Origin of the sequence: Halomonas sp. IOP_14 (genome assembly GCF_021021315.1) — a bacterium.
In the GTDB taxonomy this organism is placed as follows: domain Bacteria; phylum Pseudomonadota; class Gammaproteobacteria; order Pseudomonadales; family Halomonadaceae; genus Vreelandella; species Vreelandella titanicae.
Genome location: NZ_JAINWD010000004.1, coordinates 109,783 through 129,223, shown reverse-complemented (window position 1 = coordinate 129,223; position 19,441 = coordinate 109,783). Strand labels below are relative to the sequence as shown.

General features: G+C 55.2%; 17 protein-coding genes. 14 read left to right on the top strand and 3 right to left on the bottom strand.

All coding sequences use genetic code 11. The features are described from left to right. Positions 1-26: 26 nt before the first annotated feature. From miaA to K7H09_RS05115, 7 genes are all read left to right on the top strand, one after another. Entirely contained in the window at positions 27-965 is a 939-nt protein-coding gene (miaA, locus tag K7H09_RS05145) for a tRNA (adenosine(37)-N6)-dimethylallyltransferase MiaA (RefSeq protein WP_009287758.1), read from the top strand. 192 nt (positions 966-1,157) lie between these two features. Continuing rightward, the gene (hfq, locus tag K7H09_RS05140) at positions 1,158-1,406 is read left to right on the top strand and encodes an RNA chaperone Hfq (protein WP_007114649.1); all 249 of its coding nucleotides are present in this window, start codon (positions 1,158-1,160) and stop codon (positions 1,404-1,406) included. 37 nt (positions 1,407-1,443) lie between these two features. Continuing rightward, positions 1,444-2,754 carry a ribosome rescue GTPase HflX gene (gene hflX / locus K7H09_RS05135; protein WP_009287759.1) on the top strand — a complete coding sequence of 437 codons (1,311 nt, stop codon included), beginning with the start codon at positions 1,444-1,446 and terminating at the stop codon, positions 2,752-2,754. 149 nt (positions 2,755-2,903) lie between these two features. Continuing rightward, positions 2,904-4,175 (top strand): FtsH protease activity modulator HflK, encoded by a 1,272-nt coding sequence (hflK, locus tag K7H09_RS05130; protein ID WP_027959067.1) that lies wholly within the window; start codon positions 2,904-2,906, stop codon positions 4,173-4,175. Next, positions 4,176-5,072 carry a protease modulator HflC gene (hflC, locus tag K7H09_RS05125; protein ID WP_009287760.1) on the top strand — a complete coding sequence of 299 codons (897 nt, stop codon included), beginning with the start codon at positions 4,176-4,178 and terminating at the stop codon, positions 5,070-5,072. A 143-nt stretch (positions 5,073-5,215) separates the two neighbouring features. Next, the gene (locus tag K7H09_RS05120) at positions 5,216-6,412 is read left to right on the top strand and encodes an ATP phosphoribosyltransferase regulatory subunit (protein WP_022523962.1); all 1,197 of its coding nucleotides are present in this window, start codon (positions 5,216-5,218) and stop codon (positions 6,410-6,412) included. Continuing rightward, positions 6,412-7,707 carry an adenylosuccinate synthase gene (locus K7H09_RS05115; protein WP_022523961.1) on the top strand — a complete coding sequence of 432 codons (1,296 nt, stop codon included), beginning with the start codon at positions 6,412-6,414 and terminating at the stop codon, positions 7,705-7,707. Before K7H09_RS05120 ends, K7H09_RS05115 begins: the two co-directional genes overlap by 1 nt. 68 nt (positions 7,708-7,775) lie before the next feature. Here K7H09_RS05115 and cobO read toward each other — a convergent pair whose 3' ends face one another. Next, complete coding sequence (gene cobO / locus K7H09_RS05110) at positions 7,776-8,375, bottom strand: cob(I)yrinic acid a,c-diamide adenosyltransferase (protein ID WP_141441287.1); 600 nt, start codon at positions 8,373-8,375, stop codon at positions 7,776-7,778. Between the two features lie 248 nt (positions 8,376-8,623). Between cobO and K7H09_RS05105 the strand changes: the two genes are divergently transcribed. The 4 genes from K7H09_RS05105 (at position 8,624) to K7H09_RS05090 (ending at position 13,757) form a co-directional block, all read left to right on the top strand. Further along, positions 8,624-9,109, top strand: coding sequence for a YajQ family cyclic di-GMP-binding protein (locus K7H09_RS05105; RefSeq protein WP_007114656.1), 486 nt, complete (start codon positions 8,624-8,626; stop codon positions 9,107-9,109). A gap of 67 nt (positions 9,110-9,176) precedes the next feature. Continuing rightward, on the top strand, positions 9,177-11,807 hold the full coding sequence (pepN, locus tag K7H09_RS05100) for an aminopeptidase N (RefSeq protein WP_230803859.1): 2,631 nt from the start codon (positions 9,177-9,179) through the stop codon (positions 11,805-11,807). A 55-nt stretch (positions 11,808-11,862) separates the two neighbouring features. Next, positions 11,863-12,822: a lipid kinase YegS gene (gene yegS / locus K7H09_RS05095; RefSeq protein WP_022523958.1), complete on the top strand. Its 960-nt coding sequence runs from the start codon at positions 11,863-11,865 to the stop codon at positions 12,820-12,822. A 44-nt stretch (positions 12,823-12,866) separates the two neighbouring features. Continuing rightward, positions 12,867-13,757 carry a hypothetical protein gene (locus K7H09_RS05090; RefSeq protein ID WP_051052089.1) on the top strand — a complete coding sequence of 297 codons (891 nt, stop codon included), beginning with the start codon at positions 12,867-12,869 and terminating at the stop codon, positions 13,755-13,757. 69 nt (positions 13,758-13,826) lie between these two features. On the opposite strand, the gene K7H09_RS05085 is transcribed toward K7H09_RS05090, so the two are convergent. After that, entirely contained in the window at positions 13,827-14,030 is a 204-nt protein-coding gene (locus K7H09_RS05085; protein WP_007114660.1) for a cold-shock protein, read from the bottom strand. A 133-nt stretch (positions 14,031-14,163) separates the two neighbouring features. Here K7H09_RS05085 and K7H09_RS05080 point away from each other — a divergent pair, with 133 nt between their 5' ends. Then, positions 14,164-14,820: a LysE family translocator gene (locus K7H09_RS05080; protein WP_159176622.1), complete on the top strand. Its 657-nt coding sequence runs from the start codon at positions 14,164-14,166 to the stop codon at positions 14,818-14,820. A gap of 35 nt (positions 14,821-14,855) precedes the next feature. Here K7H09_RS05080 and K7H09_RS05075 read toward each other — a convergent pair whose 3' ends face one another. Continuing rightward, positions 14,856-16,805 carry a transglycosylase SLT domain-containing protein gene (locus tag K7H09_RS05075; protein ID WP_230803857.1) on the bottom strand — a complete coding sequence of 650 codons (1,950 nt, stop codon included), beginning with the start codon at positions 16,803-16,805 and terminating at the stop codon, positions 14,856-14,858. 139 nt (positions 16,806-16,944) lie between these two features. Here K7H09_RS05075 and K7H09_RS05070 point away from each other — a divergent pair, with 139 nt between their 5' ends. Together K7H09_RS05070 and htpG are read left to right on the top strand one after the other, a co-directional pair. Further along, positions 16,945-17,277: a YkvA family protein gene (locus tag K7H09_RS05070; protein ID WP_230803855.1), complete on the top strand. Its 333-nt coding sequence runs from the start codon at positions 16,945-16,947 to the stop codon at positions 17,275-17,277. 151 nt (positions 17,278-17,428) lie between these two features. Further along, positions 17,429-19,363, top strand: coding sequence for a molecular chaperone HtpG (htpG, locus tag K7H09_RS05065; RefSeq protein ID WP_230803852.1), 1,935 nt, complete (start codon positions 17,429-17,431; stop codon positions 19,361-19,363). The last annotated feature ends 78 nt before the right edge of the window (positions 19,364-19,441 follow it).

Sequence of the window (19,441 nt, the reverse complement as noted above, 5' to 3'; positions counted from 1 at the left end):
CTTTTTCTTAGCTAACGGAACCGCGCATGGCTGATACCCGCCCCTGGGCGATTTTTTTAATGGGCCCCACGGCCGCTGGGAAAACCGATGCTGCGATGGCGCTACACGAGCACCTGGGGCATGAGCTGATTAGCGTTGACTCGGCCATGGTATATCGCGGCATGGATATTGGCAGTGCCAAACCCAGCGCGAGTGAGCTTGCCCGTGCGCCTCACCACTTGATCGATATCCGCGATCCCGCTGAGCCCTATTCGGCGGCCGATTTTCGTGTAGATGCGCTTTCTCTTATGCGACAAATCAGCGCGGCGGGCAAAGTCCCCCTGCTGGTCGGCGGTACTATGCTTTACTACAAGCGGCTGGTCGAAGGGGTGGCAAACTTGCCTTCTGCCGACCCGGCTATTCGCCAGCGGCTTGAAGCACAGTGGCAAAACGAAGGACTATTGTCGCTACATCAACGCCTGGCAGAGGTGGATGCGCTATCCGCCCAGCGCATTCACCCCAATGACCCGCAGCGCGTCATGCGCGCACTGGAGGTGTACTACGCCAGTGGGCGGCCAATGAGTGAGCTGTGGGCGGAGCAGCAGCCGGAAACCTTTCCCTGGCGCGTGTTGTCGATAGCTTTGGCGCCCAGTGATCGCAGCTTGCTGCATCAACGCATTGCCCAGCGTTTCGAAGTAATGTTGGGTGAGGGCTTGATAAATGAAGTCGCCGCCCTCAAAAAGCGTAATGACTTACATTTAGGCCTACCGGCGATGAAGAGTGTTGGTTATCGCCAAGTGTGGGAGTACCTGGAAGGTGAGTATGACTATGCCTCCCTCGTTGAGCGAGGCGTGATCGCAACTCGTCAGTTAGCCAAGCGACAATTAACCTGGTTAAGAAGCTGGCCAGAACTTAACTGGGTAGATTCACAGCGCTCAGATGCACTGGATCAGGTGTTGAAACTCGTGCGTGACAGCAGTGCTTAGCGTAAGATAGTTCGCTAAGCTGGTAATTTAGGTAGTGTGTTTTCGATTGGCTGGGTGTTTGAGCCTTTCGAATATCACTAGGCTCTTCGGGCATCATTCGGCCTTTCGGGCAGTAATAAAATAGTGCGGCGTAGCACCAGTAGGGCACGCCATTTGATAATTAACCCCAACGACAGTTTTAGGGAGAGCAACATGTCCAAAGGGCAGTCCCTTCAAGACCCGTACTTGAACATTCTGCGCAAGGAGCGCATTCCGGTCTCTATCTTTTTGGTCAACGGCATTAAGCTGCAGGGCCAGATCGAATCGTTTGACCAGTTTGTTATCCTGCTGCGCAATACCGTTAGTCAGATGGTTTATAAACACGCTATTTCCACGGTTGTTCCATCTCGCAACGTACGCTTGCCTGCGCAAGACCCGGCAGAGCAGGATGCGGAGATTTAACACCGCTGGAGAAGCAAGAGAGTCCACGAGGTATTGATTGTTTTTCGAACGCCCAGACGCCGGTGAAACGGCAGTTCTTGTTCACGTCGATTTTCATGATGAACAAAAACGTGAAGACCCGGGTGAGTTTTTAGAGCTCGTACGCTCTGCTGGTGCAGAGCCTGCGACTCTTCTCACTGCTAGCCGCCACCGACCTGACTCGCGCACCTTTATTGGGTCAGGTAAGTTGGAAGAGCTGCGGGCACTGCTCGCGGCTCATGAGGCAGAGCTGGTGATCTTCAACCATAGCTTAAGTCCCTCTCAAGAGCGCAATGTAGAGCAAGAGCTCAAGTGTCGAGTGCTCGACCGTACTGGTTTGATCCTCGATATCTTTGCGCAACGGGCAAGAACCCATGAAGGTAAGCTGCAGGTAGAGCTTGCTCAGCTTGAATATATGTCGACTCGCCTCGTGCGTGGTTGGACACACCTAGAGCGGCAAAAAGGTGGGATTGGCCTGCGCGGCCCAGGCGAGACGCAGTTAGAAACTGACCGTCGTCTGCTGCGTGGTCGGATCAAATCGATTCACAAACGGCTCGATAAAGTGCGCAGCCAGCGCGACCAGAATCGCCGAGCGCGTGCGCGTGCGGAAATTCATAGCGTATCGCTGGTGGGGTACACCAACGCCGGTAAGTCAACGCTATTTAACGCCTTAACCAATTCTGAGGTGTATGCAGCCGACCAGCTGTTTGCGACACTTGACCCTACTTTGCGGCGGCTTGAGATTGAAGACGTTGGTCCGGTAGTGATGGCCGATACCGTGGGCTTTATTCGCCACTTGCCGCACAAGTTGGTTGAGGCGTTTCAAGCGACGCTCCAGGAAGCCTCTGAAGCGTCGCTGCTGGTACACGTGATCGATGCCGCAGATCCTGACCGCGAGTTAAACGTGGAGCAGGTGGAGCTAGTGCTCAAAGAGATCGGCGCCGATGATGTGCCGGTACTCAAAGTCATGAATAAAATTGATAAGCTCGATAGTGCCCCACGTATAGAGCGTGATGGGCATGGTGTGCCCGAAGTGGTTTGGCTTTCGGCCCAGCAGGGCCAGGGGCTTGAGCTGCTCCATGAGGCGCTGACCGAGCGCTTGGCAAATGATGTCATTGGCTTTTCGCTGACACTGACTCCCGAGCAGGGTAAGCTGCGGGCAGGGTTGCACGAGCTCAATGCCGTTCGCGAGGAAGCCTTTGATGAGCAGGGGCATTCAGTGCTTGATGTGCGTTTGCCGCGGCGTGACTTTAATCAGTTGATGGCCCAACTGGGCGAGCGAGCCAACACCTATTTACCTGAAGCGCTGCGTGAAACCAATGAGTGGTAAGCGACTTAATTACCCATCCTAGTACGCTGCATGTATGCAGTTTTGTATAAAAATGGTACAAGGTTTATAGAGCAATAATATCAAAACGCGGTGGTGCCGCCTAAGTGTGATGCCATTAGCGTTAGCGAATACCTTAGTGGAGACGAAGTATGGCCTGGAATGAGCCTGGTGGTGGCAACCAGCACGACCCTTGGAGTAGTGGCGGCCGACGCGGTGGAAACGACGGCGATGGAAACCGTGGCAGTAATAATGGCGGCGGCAACAATGGCAATAAAGGGGGCAACAACCAAGGTCCACCTGACCTGGATGAAGCGCTGAAAAAGTTTCAGGACAAGCTCAACAGCATGTTGGGTGGCGGCAAAAAAGGCGGCGGCAAGAAAACCGGTGGTGGCGGTAGTGATAAGAACCGCAACCCTTTCGCGCTGCCAGGCCTGCTGATTATTGTTGCGCTGGCTATTTGGGCTGCAATGGGCTTCTACCTCGTGGATCAATCCGAGCGCGGCGTTGTGCTGCGGTTTGGTGAGTTTCAGGGCATCGTAGATCCAGGCCTGCAGTGGAACCCGCCGCTGATTGACGATGTACGTATGGTCAATGTGACCCGTGTGCGCTCTCTGTCGCAGACCCAGTCGATGCTGACCCGCGACGAAAACATTGTCGAAGTGGAAATTTCTGCTCAGTACCAAGTAGCTAATCCACGCGATTTTGTGCTTAACGTACGCGATCCTGCTATCTCGATTGAGAATGCGCTGGATTCGGCACTACGTCACGTCGTCGGCGGTACCGATATGATCGATATCCTAACCTCTGGCCGTGAGATTCTGGGTAGCTCGGTTGCTAGTCGTCTACAGTCCTATCTCGACAACTATGGTGCCGGTATTCGTCTGCAAACCATTAACATCGAGTCCACTTCGGCGCCCGCGCCAGTGATTGACGCCTTCGATGACGTTATCCGGGCCCGTGAAGATCGTCAGCGTACGATCAACCAGGGTATTGCTTACGCCAACGCGATTATTCCGGAAGCGCAAGGTCAGGCGCAGCGTATTGTTGAGCAGGGGCAGGGTTACCGTGAGTCAGTAGTCGCTGAAGCGCAGGGTCAAGCCAACCGCTTTAACTCGCTACTCTCCGAGTACACAAATGCCCCGGATATCATGCGTGAACGTATGTACCTGGACACAATGGAAGAAGTGTTTAGTAATTCGCCGAAGGTGCTGTTGGATGTAAGCGAAAACGCGCCGCTGATGTATCTGCCCCTCGATCAGCTTAGCGGTGGGAGCAGTAATCGAAATAACTCTTCGAGCGGAAGCGCCAATAGCGATGAACAGCTAGACCCGAGTGTGCTTGAGCGGTTACGCAACACCCAGGGCAGTTCCAGCTCTTCATCGAATACCAATAGTAGCTCCATCCGCAGGGAGGGCCGGTAAATGATTAATAATCGATCCCTGCTGATTGTTGGTGGTCTAGCTGCCGTGGCGTGGCTGGCAAGCAACACTCTGTACGTGGTAGACGAAACCGAGCGTGCCGTTAAACTGCGCTTTGGTGAAGTCATTGAAGAGAATATTCAGCCTGGCTTGCATGCCAAAGTGCCGATCGCGCAAACGATTCGTAAGTTTGATACGCGCTTGTTGACGCTGGACACCGATACCAGCCGCTATCTGACCCTTGAGCAGAAAGCGGTTATCGTTGACTCCTATGTTAAGTGGCAGGTGGTTAATCCTACTCGCTACTACGAGGCGACTGCCGGCGATGAGTTGATGGCCATTCGCCTGATTCAGCCGCGGGTGGATGAGAGCCTGCGTAATGAATTTGGTCGCTTGAATCTTCAGGAAATTATCGCCGAGCGTCGTGATGACCTGATGACGGGCCCCACCGCAGAACTCGACGAGCTGATGCGTGAAGAGCTCGGGGTGGCAATTCGCGATATTCGTATCAAGCGCATCGATTTGCCCGAAGACGTATCAGCCGCTGTTTTTGAGCGGATGCGCTCCGAGCGTGAGCGTGAAGCTCGTGAATGGCGTGCTCAGGGTCAGGAAGAGGCTGAGCGTATTCGCGCCAATGCGGATCGTCGTCGCCAAGTACTGCTTGCCCAGGCCAATGAGCGCTCCGAGACGCTGCGCGGTGAAGGTGATGCCCAAGCCGCTGCGATTTTCTCTGAAGCGTATGGTCAGGATCAGGAGTTCTACTCTTTCTGGCGTAGCCTTAATGCCTATAGCGAAAGCTTTGCCGACGATGGCAATCTGATGGTGCTTGAGCCGAGTAGCGACTTCTTCCGCTATTTGCGCAGCGCTGAACCAGAAAGCGGTGAAGACAGCGGCGAGTAAACCGCCGTTGGCCGGTGCTCCTCGTCTTGGTTTGTTGATAGCCAAGCGGGGTTCACCCGGCCAATAAACGTGATAGAATTTGTTGACCGGGCGTCGCCCGGTTTTTTTGTGGCTCCTATTTCTTCAAGTTCAAGGCAATCGTCATGACCATCGCTGACCGCTGGCTACTGCCCGACGGCATGGATGAGGTGCTCCCGCCTCAGGCAAGCCGTATGGAAGAGCTGCGCCGCGCGCTGCTCGATCTTTACCACTGCTGGGGCTACGACCAAGTTATGCCGCCTCCAGTGGAGTTTCTGGATTCGCTGTTAACCGGCACCGGTACGGATCTGGATCTTCAGACCTTCAAACTGACTGATCAGTTGACCGGCCGTATGATGGGCGCCTCGGCGGACGTTACGCCGCAGGTTGCGCGTATGGATGCCCATTCGCTAAAGCGTCAGGGGCCGGTGCGCCTTTGCTACTGCACTAATGTACTGCGTGCTAAGGCAGACCAGCATCAGGGAGGGCGTAGCCCGGTACAGGTGGGTGCTGAGCTGTTTGGTCATGCCGGGCTAGAAGCGGACAGTGAGATAATTCACTTGGCGCTGGCCAGTATGAAGGCCGCGGGCGCTGAGGAGATTCACTTGGCGTTGGGGCATATCGGTATCTATCGAAGCCTTGCAGAAGCGGCAGCGCTCAGTGACGAGCAGGAGCGTGCGTTATTTGAGGCGTTAGCGCTAAAATCACCCAGTCAACTGGCGCAGCATGTAGATGCCAGCGTCAGCGACCCGGCCTTAGCGGACATGCTGTTAGCTCTGGGTGATCTGCACGGCGGTGCGGATGTTTTACGCCAGGCGCGGGAGCGTTTTGCCGGTGCGCCGGCCTCGGTCACGGCGGCACTGGATCAGTTGGATGCGCTCTATCAAGGGGTGCTGGCACGCTTTGATGTGTCGCTCTACTTTGACTTGGCGGAACTGCGCGGCTATCAATACCACACGGGTATGATGTTTGCCGCTTATGTGCCGGGCTACGGACATGCGTTGGCTAAAGGCGGACGTTATGACGATACCGGGCGGGCTTTTGGTCGTGCGCGCCCGGCCACCGGCTTCTCGATGGATCTGAAACAGCTGGCGTCGCTGGCGCTGGCATCCCCGAGTCGCGGGGCTATTTGGTCGCCCGCTGTGCAGGATGAGTCGCTCAACGCTGCCATTGTCGCGCTGCGTGAGCAGGGGGAACGCGTGATTCAAGCGCTGCCAGGGCAGCGTACTGGGCCGGCGGAGCATGAGTGTGACCGCCGTCTTGAGCTTATCGATGGTCGTTGGCAGCCAACGGCCCTGACACAAGAGACGAGTGCATCATAATGGGTAAGAATGTCGTAGTGCTGGGCACCCAATGGGGTGACGAAGGCAAGGGTAAAATCGTTGACCTGCTGACTGAGTCCGCATCCGCCGTGGTGCGTTTTCAAGGTGGCCATAACGCGGGTCATACGCTGGTCATCGACGGTGAAAAGACCGTTCTCCACCTGATTCCATCCGGCGTTTTGCGCCCAGGCAAAACCTGCGTGATTGGTAATGGTGTGGTGCTTTCGCCGGAAGCGCTGATCAAAGAGATCCGTGAGCTGGAAGCCAAAGGTGTGCCAGTACGCGAACGCCTGCGTCTGTCGCCAGCTTGTCCGCTGATCCTGCCCTACCATGTGCGCCTGGATCAGGCCCGTGAAAAAGCCCGTGGCATTGCCAAAATTGGCACCACTGGCCGGGGCATTGGGCCTGCCTACGAAGACAAAGTCGCCCGTCGTGGCCTGCGCTTAGGCGATATGCTGCATCGCGAACGTTTCGCTTCCAAGTTGGGCGAAGTGCTCGACTACCACAACTTCGTGTTGGTGAATTACCACGGTGAACCGGCGGTCGACTTCCAGGAAGTGCTGGACACGGCGATGCAAATGGCCGAAGAGCTGCGTCCCATGGTGTGCGATACCGTCAGTATGGTGCACGACCTGCGAAAAGCCGGTGAGAATATCCTGTTTGAAGGGGCTCAGGGCTCGCTGTTGGATATCGACCACGGTACCTACCCCTATGTAACCAGCTCTAACACCACCGCAGGCGGCACAGCCACCGGCTCTGGCGTCGGCCCGCTCTATTTGGACTACGTGCTGGGTATCACCAAGGCGTATACCACCCGTGTTGGTTCAGGCCCGTTCCCCACTGAGCTGTTCGATGTCGATGGCCGCCACCTTGCCGAGCGTGGCCACGAGTTTGGTGCTACCACTGGCCGTGCCCGCCGCTGTGGCTGGTTTGACGCTGTGGCACTGCGTCACGCGGTGCAAATCAACTCGGTCACCGGTATCTGCCTGACCAAGCTGGACGTACTGGACGGGCTGGAAAATATCCGCGTGTGCGTTGGCTATCGCAGTAAAGATGGTGACGTGCTGGAAACGCCAGTGGATTCAGAAGGCTATGAAGCTGTTGAGCCCCTCTACGAAGACCTGCCAGGCTGGAAAGAGTCGACTCTAGGGGCTAAAAAGGTAGAGGATTTACCTGCCAATGCCCGCGCTTATATCAGTTACCTTGAAGAGCAGGTAGGTACCAGTATCGATATTATCTCCACCGGTCCAGACCGCATGGAAACCATCGTGCTACGTAACCCGTTCGATAGCTAAGCACGCTTTAAGCGGGCCATTAGTGAGCAGATGAGCAAAAGGGGCAACTTAGTTGCCCCTTTTGCTATTTAAAAGTCGATACCCCGACGCGCCTGCAGGCCATTGTTGAAGGCATGGCGCACTTCCTGCATTTCAGTCACTGTATCGGCCATAGCGACGAGTTCGCGGTGAGCGTTGCGGCCGGTAATAATCACTGTCTGTTCTTTAGGACGATTCTCCAGTGCTTGTTTAACGGTTTCGATCTCCAGGTAGCCAAACTTGAGCATATAGGTGATTTCGTCGAGCACCACCAGATAGGTCTCTGGGTCTGCGAGCATACGCTCAGCCTCTTTCCACACTGCTTGGCAGGCGTCGGTGTCCGCTTGGCGATTTTGCGTATCCCAGGTGAAACCGGTAGCCATTATCGCCACCTCTAGATTGGCATCCTCCTCCAATCGATTGCGTTCGCCGCACTCCCACAACCCCTTGATAAACTGCACTACGCCCACTTTATAGCCATAACCCAAAGCGCGGGTGACCGTGCCCCAGGCAGCGGTTGTTTTGCCTTTACCGTTACCGGTGTTAACGATGATTAGGCCGCGCTGCTCGTTAGCACTGGCGACTTTCTCCTCTACGCGCGTTTTAAGCTTCTCCATAGAGGCTTTGTGGCGGGTGTCGCGGTCACTCATGGTATCTCCTGATAAAGCGGAAAGCTGAAAAATAGCCAATATTCATAATCCGCTAGCCTAAGCTATCAGCACAGGGTTGAACATCTTTATGGAGGTACTTGAAGATAATTTTTGTACAGGTATTTTCGGTGTTTTGTGAATATTTGTCTCAATAATGCACCCTAAAATCCAACAAAAAAGAACAGGATTGGCCCCTAGGGGGCTGGCTGCTCTAGAATAGGTGGTCATGTCTTTTCAGGAATTACATCATGCCCTCATTTGATATTGTTTCAGAGTTCGATAAACACGAAGGCGCTAACGCCGTAGACCAAGCTAACCGGGAAGTGCAGTCACGGTTCGATTTTAAGGGGGTCGATGCCAGCTTCACCCTTGAAGGTGACAAAGTGCAGCTAGAGGCGGAAGTCGATTTCCAGCTCAAGCAGATGCTCGATGTGCTGCGAGCCCGTTTAATCGCCCGGGGTATCGATGCCCGCTGTATGGATGTTCAAGACCCGGTGCTCTCCGGCGTGAAAGCACGCCAGGAAGTCGCTCTTAAGGAGGGGCTCGACGCGGCGGAAGCCAAAGATGTGGTCAAGCGCATCAAGGCCAGCAAGCTCAAAGTGCAGGCGCAAATTCAAGGTGAGAAAGTGCGTGTAACGGGTAAAAAGCGCGACGATTTACAAGCTGTTATGGCATTGCTGCGCGGCGAAGAGGGGCCGGATTTACCGCTCCAATTCGATAACTTCCGCGACTAGGTAGCGGTGTTAAGCTGTCGAACATTTTGAACTATGTAATATTCGTTTTATACAGGAGTCACGCACTATGTCTGATCCGCAGCCGGTTTATTTAAGCGACTACCAGCCACCCGCCTACCGGGTAACTCATACCGAGCTGACGTTTGATCTTGACCCCGCCGCGACCCGTGTGAAAGCGCGACTGTTGATTGAGCGACATCCAGAAGCTGACGCTAAGGCACCGCTCGTCTTAAATGGCGAGCAGCTAAAGCTTATCTCCCTGGCGATTGATGCAACGCCGCTGGATGTCGCTGCTTATGAACTAGATGATGAAGTCCTGCGCATTGCTCAGGTGCCCGAGCGTTTTGTGTTGGAGAGCGAGGTGGAGATCGCCCCGCAGGAGAATACGGCGTTAGAGGGGCTGTACCAATCCAACGGTATGTACTGCACCCAGTGCGAGGCCGAAGGCTTCCGGCGGATTACCTTTTACCCTGACCGCCCAGACGTCATGGCGACCTTTAAGGTCACTGTGATCGGCGATCAGCAGCAAGAGCCGATTTTGCTGGCTAACGGTAACCCGATTGAGCGCGGCGAGCTGGAGGGCGGTCGCCACTTTGTTACTTGGGAAGACCCGCACCCCAAGCCCTGTTACCTGTTTGCTTTGGTGGCAGGCAACCTGCATAGCGTAGAAGATCATTTCACCACCATGAGTGGGCGGGATGTCACGCTGCAAATTTGGGTAGAAAAAGAGAACCTGGATAAGACCGAGCATGCCATGGCCTCGTTAAAGCGTGCCATGGAGTGGGACGAGCAGGCGTATGGGCGCGAATACGACCTGGATCTGTTTATGATCGTGGCCGTCAATGACTTCAATATGGGGGCGATGGAGAACAAAGGCCTCAATATCTTTAACTCTGCCGCAGTCTTGACCCACCCCCAGACCGCCACCGATGCAGCGTTCCAAAACGTGGAAGGCATAGTCGCCCACGAATACTTTCACAACTGGTCGGGCAATCGCGTTACCTGCCGCGACTGGTTCCAGCTCTCGCTGAAAGAGGGCTTCACGGTCTTTCGTGACCAGTGCTTTTCAGCGGATACCAATTCAGCGCCGGTTAAGCGCATTCAGGATGTCTCCTTTTTCCGCACGGCCCAGTTTGCCGAAGATGCTGGCCCCACGGCGCATCCGATTCGTCCCGACCACTTTATCGAAATTACCAACTTCTACACCCTGACGATTTATGAGAAAGGGGCCGAAGTCGTACGCATGTTGCGTAATTTAGTAGGGGAGGAGAGCTTTCGTCGCGGTTCAGACCTTTACTTCGAGCGGTTCGACGGTCAAGCGGTGACCATTGAAGACTTTGTCGGCTGTATGGCTGAAGCCTCCGGTGAAGACTTCAGCCAGTTTATGCGCTGGTACTCCCAGGCGGGAACGCCGGATATTGATGCCCACGGTGAGTATGATTATGTTCAGGGCGAGTACCACTTGACGCTGCGTCAGCGTACGCCTGCAACACCTGGCCAGCCAGATAAGCTGCCGTTGCATATCCCGGTGCGTATGGGGCTGGTAGGTACCAAGTCGGGGCAGGATCTCACCCTGACGCTCAATGGCGAAAAGCTCGGCAAAGACGCGGTTATTCATCTACGTGACGATGAGCAAACGTTTGTATTCACCGATGTTGCCGAAGCGCCAGTGCCCTCTTTGCTACGCGAATTTTCCGCCCCGGTGAAGCTGCATTACCCCTATTCAAGGGAAGATCTCGCCTTCTTGCTGACCCACGATAGCGATGGTTTCAACCGCTGGGATGCGGGTCAACGCCTAGCGCTTTTGGCCTTGGATGACCTGATTGCTGCCCACCGGAATGGCGTCGAAAAGGTTATGGATAGCCGCGTCGTCGATGCCTTTAGAGCGCTGCTGAGCGGGCCAAGGAGCGATAAAGCGGTACTGGCAGAGATGCTGACGCTACCCTCTGAAGCATATATCGCCGAGCAGCAGCCCATTGTGGATGTAGATGCTATCCATGCCGCGCGGGAATTTGTCCGTCAGTCATTAGCCGTGGCTCTGCGGGATGAGTTTCTGGCTATCTATGAAGCCAATGTGACGGAAGAAGCGTACGCGCCGACACCGGAGCAAATAGCTCAGCGTAGCCTGAAAAACGTGGCGCTCTCTTATCTTATGTCGATTGAAGATGAGCAGGGCTTGGCACTGTGTGAAAGCCAATTCGCTGCTGACCACAATATGACCGATGTGCGTCAGGCGCTCACCCTGCTGGTGCACAGCGACCGCGATGACCTGGCTTCGCCAGCACTCAAAGCCTTCGGTGAGAAGTGGGCGCATGACCCGCTGGTGATGGATCAGTGGTTCACCGTCCAGGTATCGCGCCCTCAGCCAGATGTGCTTGAGCGGGTGAAGTACCTGATGCAGCATCCCGCCTTTTCACTCAAGAATCCCAATCGAGTCCGTGCATTGGTCGGCGCCTTTGCTCAGAACCGGGTTAATTTCCACCGTTTGGATGGTCAAGGCTACCAACTGCTGGCTGATGTGGTCATCGAGCTCAACCGGCTTAACCCGGAAATTGCTGCGCGGCTAATCACCCCGTTAACCCGCTGGCAGCGCTTTGATGAAACCCGCCAAGCACTAATGCGGTCTGAGCTTGAGCGGATCAAACAACAGCCGCTATCTTCAAATGTATACGAGGTGGTCGAGAAAGCACTGGCATAAGCGTTTAGCGCAGTAGTGAACAACCGCAGTTAAACCATGGAAAGGAATAACAATAGTGACAGACTCACAGCAACACTATTTACTGATTATCAATGGTAAATCCGCCGGTAACCCGGCATTGCGTGAAGCAGTCAATGAACAACGTCAGGCAGGGATGCTGATTACGGTTCGCGCTACCTGGGAAGGGGGCGACGCTGCGGATATTGCAGAGCAGTCTGGCGCCATGGGCATTACCCACGTGATTGCCTGTGGTGGCGATGGCACCGTCAGTGAAGTCATGAACGGGCTGATGCGCTTGCCTCATGACCGGCGTCCTGCGTTGGGCATTGTGCCCCTAGGCAGTGCCAATGATTTTGCTACCTCCGTTGGTTTACCGCTGGAGCCAGGCGCCGCTTTGGCCGCTGCACGGGAGTTAAGCGCCTATCCCATTGATGTTGTGCGCGTGACCGCAGGTGCAGGTGGCGAATCGTCCACCAGCTACTATATCAACATGACCACCGGTGGGTTTGGCGCTGAAGTTACCTCGTCGACACCGAAAACGCTTAAGCGGCTGCTCGGGGGCGGGGCTTACTCAGTGATGGGCGCGCTGAAGGCTTGGCGCCACCGCAGCTATCGCGGCACGCTCCATTGGGACGAAAAAGAGGAGAGTGCGTCTTTGTTGCTACTGGCGCTAGGTAATGGCCGCCAGTCGGGCGGGGGACAGGTACTGGGGCCGCGTGCCAAGCTGGATGATGGCCGTCTGGACGTGCTGCTGGTCAAAGACTTTCGGTCGATAACGGAACTGACCAAGCTCATTAGCGAGCTGCAGAGTTTCCCCTATGACGGGCGATTCGTGCGCTACTTCACCACGACCCAACTAACCGTGACCACCCAGGCAAATGGTTCGCCCTGGCCACTCACGTTAGACGGCGAAGCGCGCTACTATGACCAGTTCTGCGCGGAAGTAGTGCCCCTTGCTCTGCGTGTGTTACTGCCTGAGGAGTGCCCGTTGCTCTCCTCGACCAGCCGGCCTTAGTTCTTTTGGCTCACATTGTTAACGTTATAAAGGAGAAGAATTAAATGGCAAATCGCGTGTGGATACCCGCGCTCGCTGCCGTGGCTCTTTTGCTGAGTGCCTGCGGTGACTCCCAGGAAGATCCCACCGTGACACCCGATGATAATGCTGCGGTGACGGATGAAGAAACGGCTCGTGATGAGGGGGCGGGCGAAGAAGCGTCGGTCACGGCTGAAAACGCGACTGAGATGTCCAGTCCTGAAGAAGTAGAGGATGATATTGAGGAGCGCCAAGCTGCTGAGGAGCTTGAGCGAGCGGAAGCGCTGCGCGAGGATAGCGACACTCAGGCTAGTGATCCCCAATCCAGCGGCACTCAGTCCAGTGGCAGTGCGACGGCTGGCGGTGAAGAGGTTGAGGCTGGTGAAGACACCTTGGCGGCGGATCCTGAAGAGGTGCTCGATGAAGAGAGCGCTATGCCGGGTGAAGCTACACGTTCCGATGTAGATGACATCATTGCCGAAACTGAACGCCGTTTTGAAGAGGCCGAGCAGCGTTTGGAGGAGCAGTTTCAGGAGGTAGAGCAGCAGGCGCCAACCTTGGAGCCGATGGAGAACGAGGATGTACCGCCTAGCTGGGACACCGAAAGCAGTCTGCCCGAGCGCACACCCTTGCAGGATGACAGTGATGTAACCGATGTTGACGCCTTGATTGAAGACACCGAACGTCGCTTTGAAGAAGCGCAGCAGCGGCTTGAGGAACAATTCCAAGAGTTGGAGAATCGTGAGGCGGAGAGTGGTGCTGTGGTCGAGCCGTCAGGCGAGCTTGATAGCAATGACTTTGACAGCAATGACTCCGATAGCGGTGATTCTGATAATCGTGATGTCGATAGCGCTGAAGATAGCCAGGAAACCGGTGCTAATGGAGAGTCGCGGAGTGAGAGAGGATCGCTTGAGTGATTCTCTTTAGCCAATAGTCAGGCAATAAAAAAGGCCCGCGTTTGCGGGCCTTTGTCCATCCGTTAGCAATTAAGCTGGGCGGATGTTGGAAGCCTGAAGGCCTTTTTTACCCTGAGTCACTTCAAAGCTGACTTTTTGACCGTCTTGCAGGGTCTTGAAGCCTTCAGCTTGAATTTCGGAGAAGTGGGCGAACAGATCGTCTCCGCCGTCATCAGGAGAGATGAAGCCGAAGCCTTTAGTGTCGTTGAACCACTTAACAGTGCCAGTTGCCATTTTCTATTTCCTTAACGTGCTTAGTAATCACGGGCAACTCTATTGTCCACCCGCTACAATTACTCTAGATGTAAACACGGCTGTCGTCCAGCGACATTCCTAAGATTTTTTATTTGGTTGCGAGCAAGCACAAATGATGCAGTTAGGTTTTATTGATGCGCAGTTTATTTCCTTTTTGGTAGCGATCACGTTGCTGACGATAAGCCCCGGTGTTGATACGTTGCTGGTGATACGCAATACGGCCCGCGGAGGCATCCGCGATGGGGTCACCACGAGTTTAGCTATCTGCTGCGGCCTGTTTGTGCATGCAACGATTTCTGCATTGGGCATTTCGTTGATCCTGCTCCAGTCGGCCTGGGCGTTTCATATGCTGAAGCTGGTGGGGGCGGGCTACCTAATTTGGCTGGGTATTACCAGCTTGTTAGCAGCGCGGAAAGGCCAGCCACTGCCGGTTAATGGTGTGCTAGAAGGTGTGCCTGCCGTTTCGCGCTGGCAGCCGGTTAAAGAGGGTTTTTTGTCCAATGTGTTGAACCCCAAAACCGTGGTGTTCTACATGGCCTTTTTGCCTCAGTTCATCGCTCCTGGCGATCCTGCGCTACTGAAGTCGCTATGGCTGGCGGGAGTGCACTTTATCATCGCCAATATTTGGCAAATCAGCGTGGTCATGATGGTGGGAAGTGCCGGCAAATGGTTGGCTAACGCACGTTTTGCGCAAGCGCTTAATGCCGCTACGGGCAGTGTATTGGTGGTGTTTGGTATTCGGCTGGCATTAACACAGCGCCCGGTATAAACCGGACGCTGGTAATGTGGTAGGTAGAGAAGGGCTTAGCGGCGGGCGAGCAGGGCTCGGTCGTAGCGTACCTGCTGCTCGTTATCGCTAAGCAGTGAAACGCCTTCGCTACTGCCACCGTTAGCGAGGCTTTCAAAAATCACCCGATAGCTAAGCACCGCCTGCACGTAGTCGCGGGTTTCGCGGAAGGGGATGCTCTCTACAAAGAGATCAAAGGCCTCTACGCCATCGCCCAGCCACTGATCGACGCGGCCAGGGCCCGCATTATAAGCCGCTGCGGCGGCCAGTCGATTGCCCTGGTAGCGTTGCAGCTTGTCGCGCAGGTAGGTGCTGCCCAGGCGAATATTAAGCTCTGGGTCGAGAACGCCGTAGGGGCCAGGATCGCTAATGCCCAATTCGCGACTGACTTGGCTGGCGGTACCGGGCATTAGCTGCATTAATCCACGCGCCCCTGCGGGTGAAAGGGCGTTAGGGTTGTAAGCGCTTTCACGCCGGGTAATGGCCATCAATAGGTATGGATCCACGCCGGTGAGACGGCCCCAATGTTGAAAGCTGTCGTGGTAGGCCTGGGGGAAGCGCCAATCCAAGGCGTCCCACATTTCAGCGGCAATGGTGGTTTGCACCAGGCGCGCATGCCACTGCTGTTGAGCGGCATAGTCGGCTAGCGCTCGTGCCTGTTGCGGCGAACCGCTCTGCACCGCGTGCAGCCACTCACTGTTGGCGAGACCATCCTCACCAATGCGTAGCAAGGCCTCGGTGCGCTGAACGGCGGGTAGTTGGGCAATACGTTGACGCGACGCTTCGTCAAAATGATTGCGTTCAAGATTCAGTTGATAGGGTTGGCCGAGCTTTTCTGCTGCTGCAAAGCCGTAAAAACTGCGATCCTGCGCAGCCTGTTGGTAGCGTGCTTCGGCGGCCGCCTGGTTGCCAAGCTGCTCATTGGCGCGGCCCAGCCAATACTGCCAACGGCTATTCTCCTGCTGGATAGCGGGCATTTCGGCAATCCAGTAGAGCACTCCGTTCCAGTCCCTGCTAGCCAGCGCATGGCGGACACGCAGCTCTAATACGCGCTCGCTCTCCAGGCTCGGTAGCACGCTGTCAACCCAGCTTAGCGTGCCCGGTACATTGCGCACCAGGGCGTAAAAAGCCAGTTCTTCTTCAATAGCTTGACGGTCACTGGGCAGCAGGTTTAAGCGCGACGAGAGCGTCTGCCAGGCGGCAAAGGCTGCAGGCGTATCTTCACGGGTGTAGCGCTGCATGGCGGCCCGGTAGAAGCTTGCCGTGGCGGCACACTCGGGGCCTAGGCAGCTGGGCGCCTGGGTAATGGCGCTGCTGCGTGCTGTGACACTATCCACCGTCTCTAGAGCGGTTTGCCACTGGCTGCTTAATAGCCCACCAAGATAGCTCGACAGGCGTGTTTCTCCCGCCTGCCAGGCGAGCATTTTACGCTCCCAAATAGCTGTGGCATCAATAGTGCCATTGGCCCGCAGGCGTGCAAATAGCGGGTCGCAAGCATTAGGCTGCGAGCTGCCTACGCGCCATAAAGCCAACCCCGCTTCGCTCGCCTGCTGAGGCTGCTCATCCAGCAGCGCCGTGTAGTAGTAGCACTGGCGAACCGTGCCCGCAGGCTCGCCATCGGCCACTGCCAGCAGGTCGCTATAGCGGCCCGCATGGCCATACTTTGCGATCGCTTGACCACGCAGCCACCCTGCTAGAGGAGAGTCTGCGTGCTGGTCGATAAATTGATGCACCCTTTCAGGAGCCACGTTAGGCAATTGCCCCCTTAAGCGGTGGTACTCCACATAGCCACGCAGCGGGTGGTCTTCAATTGAGCGCTCATCGACCCGTGCCCACTGCTGCTCGCGGGCAGCAGCGAGGGCATCGCGTAACTCACTATCGGATGCGGCCCACGAAAGTGCAGGTAATCCCGCCAGTAGTGCTGTACACAGCACGCGGGCGGTATGGCGAAATGGCGAAACCAACATGGTGCTCTCTCTCTGTAAATCGGTGTCACTTAATCGGGGCTCGGGAGCAGCCCACGCAGTTTGCGGTGCAACCGCTATACTGAACGAATATTAGCCGTCATGATCTGACAGCCCAGATACTAAAAGGATTTAATTACCTATGGCCCCATTATCCACTTGGTCGTTGCTGCGTCGACTCAAATCACGCGTTTGGGCGACAAAACGTATAGTGCGTGCTTTAAAACTGTTTATCCCCATGACGCGAGACGTCATGCGTGGCGATTTTCGGCCTATTCCCTGGTCGGCATTCGGCATGATGGCATTAGCGCTGGGTTATTTGGTACTGCCGTTCGACCTGATACCCGATTTTCTGATGCTAATCGGCGTGGTGGATGACGTGCTGATTGTCGGCTGGTTGCTCAATCGCATCGATCAGCGCCTGGAAGGCTATCGGGCCTGGAAATTTACCGATCCCGATATGACGCCTTCTTGACCTCAGCGGCTTGTTAATCCCCGTAGCTTCTTCACCAAGGCTGCTTGAAAAATCGTTGCCTATCCCCATATCTACTCCACGAAACCATTTTATCCCGCTGCATGTTAACGCAGAGGGATGCGACTCAACGTGATTGATAAGGGCTAAGCGCATGACTATAGCTACCCACGAACAAGCGACTGATAAATCGGCTAACCACGAAGAAACGCTAGGCTTTCAGACGGAAGTTAAGCAACTGCTGAATTTGATGATTCACTCCCTGTATTCTAACCGGGAGATTTTCTTACGCGAGCTTATCTCAAACGCCGCCGACGCCTGCGATAAGCTACGTTACGCGGCTCTCGATAACGATGCGCTCTACGAAGGCGACAGCGAACTACGCATTGAAATCGAACACGACCGCGATGCCAACACTATCACCCTACGTGATAACGGCGTTGGCATGAACCGGGAAGACGTGATCGCCAACTTGGGTACCATTGCGCGTTCCGGTACCGCTGAGTTTCTCAAGCAGCTCTCTGGTGAGCAGCAGAAAGACGCCAAGCTAATCGGTCAGTTCGGCGTTGGTTTCTACTCGGGTTTTATCGTCGCTGATGAAATTTCGGTGCGCACCCGCAAGGCGGGTACAGACGCTTCAGAAGGCGTTGAGTGGCGCTCGAAAGGGGAAGGTGAATTTACCGTTGCCGATATTGAGCGTGCTCAGCACGGCACAGAAATCACTCTGCATCTGAAAGAGGACGCCAAAGAGTTTGCTGACGACTATCGGCTGCAGGGCTTGGTTCGTAAGTACTCGGATCATATCGAAGTCCCCGTGCGCATGCCGAAAACAGAAACGGCGAAGGACGACGAGGGCAATCCTATCGAGGGTAGTGAAGTGACTACCTGGGAAACCGTTAACGAGGCGACGGCGCTGTGGTCGCGTCCCAAGAGCGAGGTTTCCGACGATGAGTACAAGGCGTTCTACAAGCACGTTGCCCACGATTTCTCTGACCCGCTGACCTGGAGCCACAACAAGGTCGAAGGCAAGCTCGAATACACCAGCCTGCTCTATGTACCGGGTCGTGCACCTTTTGACCTGTTTGAGCGCGACGGTGCCCGGGGCGTTAAGCTCTACGTTCAGCGTGTCTTTATTATGGACGATGCCGAACAGTTCCTGCCGCTCTACCTGCGCTTTATCAAAGGCGTACTGGATACCCGCGAACTGTCGCTAAACGTATCCCGTGAGCTGCTCCAACAGGATCCCAATGTTGATAAGATCAAATCGGCGCTTACTAAGCGCGGTTTGGATATGTTGAAGAAGCTGGCCAAAGATAAAGAGCAGTACCAGACGTTCTGGAATACCTTTGGTAGCGTGTTGAAAGAAGGGCCGGGCGAAGACCCCTCTAATCGGGAAAAAATTGCTGGTCTGCTGCGCTTTGCCTCAACCCATACCGATACGGCTGCCCAGGAGCACGGGCTGGCGGACTATGTCGAGCGCATGAAAGAGGGGCAGCAGAAGATTTATTACGTCGTAGCTGATAGCTTCAATGCGGCGAAAAACAGCCCTCACCTGGAGATCTTCCGCAAAAAAGGCATCGAAGTCCTGCTGTTGTCTGTCCGTATCGATGACTGGTTGATGAGCCATCTGACTGAATTCGACGGTAAAACCTTTGCTGATGTGGCCAAGGGCGAGCTTGATCTTGGCGATGTGGAAGACGAAGCAGAGAAAAAAGCTCAGGAGGAGACCGCTAAAGCCAAAGAGGAGCTGGTGAAGCGCGTAAAAGAAGCGCTGGGCGATGGTGTTCAAGAGGTAAAAGTGACTCACCGCCTTACCGATTCACCGGCCTGCGTCGTGCTACCCGAGCATGAAATGGGCTACCAGATGCGCCGCATTATGGAAGCCGCCGGTCAGCCGCTGCCCGAGGTGAAGCCGATTCTTGAGCTTAACCCTAGCCACGCGCTGGTAGCGCGTTTGGAAGGGGCTGAAGGCGATCAATTTGGACAGTTAGCCCACATCCTGCTCGATCAGGCAATTATTGCTGAGGGTGGCCATTTGGATGACCCGGCTGCCTACGTGAAACGTCTGAATAGCGTCTTGACGGCTTAATGAGCCAATAACATCAGACATGCGGCCCGCTTGGATTTCCAAGCGGGCCGCATCTGTTAGTGAAGATGCTATGGGTGA

What these genes read in the sequence shown, in the direction of transcription:
- miaA (WP_009287758.1), top strand. Translation starts at nt 27, where the DNA reads ATGGCTGATACCCGCCCCTGGGCGATTTTTTTAATGGGCCCCACGGCC.
- hfq (WP_007114649.1), top strand. Translation starts at nt 1,158, where the DNA reads ATGTCCAAAGGGCAGTCCCTTCAAGACCCGTACTTGAACATTCTGCGC.
- hflK (WP_027959067.1), top strand. Translation starts at nt 2,904, where the DNA reads ATGGCCTGGAATGAGCCTGGTGGTGGCAACCAGCACGACCCTTGGAGT.
- hflC (WP_009287760.1), top strand. Translation starts at nt 4,176, where the DNA reads ATGATTAATAATCGATCCCTGCTGATTGTTGGTGGTCTAGCTGCCGTG.
- K7H09_RS05120 (WP_022523962.1), top strand. Translation starts at nt 5,216, where the DNA reads ATGACCATCGCTGACCGCTGGCTACTGCCCGACGGCATGGATGAGGTG.
- K7H09_RS05115 (WP_022523961.1), top strand. Translation starts at nt 6,412, where the DNA reads ATGGGTAAGAATGTCGTAGTGCTGGGCACCCAATGGGGTGACGAAGGC.
- cobO (WP_141441287.1), bottom strand. Translation starts at nt 8,375, where the DNA reads ATGAGTGACCGCGACACCCGCCACAAAGCCTCTATGGAGAAGCTTAAA.
- K7H09_RS05105 (WP_007114656.1), top strand. Translation starts at nt 8,624, where the DNA reads ATGCCCTCATTTGATATTGTTTCAGAGTTCGATAAACACGAAGGCGCT.
- pepN (WP_230803859.1), top strand. Translation starts at nt 9,177, where the DNA reads ATGTCTGATCCGCAGCCGGTTTATTTAAGCGACTACCAGCCACCCGCC.
- K7H09_RS05090 (WP_051052089.1), top strand. Translation starts at nt 12,867, where the DNA reads ATGGCAAATCGCGTGTGGATACCCGCGCTCGCTGCCGTGGCTCTTTTG.
- K7H09_RS05085 (WP_007114660.1), bottom strand. Translation starts at nt 14,030, where the DNA reads ATGGCAACTGGCACTGTTAAGTGGTTCAACGACACTAAAGGCTTCGGC.
- K7H09_RS05080 (WP_159176622.1), top strand. Translation starts at nt 14,164, where the DNA reads ATGATGCAGTTAGGTTTTATTGATGCGCAGTTTATTTCCTTTTTGGTA.
- K7H09_RS05075 (WP_230803857.1), bottom strand. Translation starts at nt 16,805, where the DNA reads ATGTTGGTTTCGCCATTTCGCCATACCGCCCGCGTGCTGTGTACAGCA.
- K7H09_RS05070 (WP_230803855.1), top strand. Translation starts at nt 16,945, where the DNA reads ATGGCCCCATTATCCACTTGGTCGTTGCTGCGTCGACTCAAATCACGC.
- htpG (WP_230803852.1), top strand. Translation starts at nt 17,429, where the DNA reads ATGACTATAGCTACCCACGAACAAGCGACTGATAAATCGGCTAACCAC.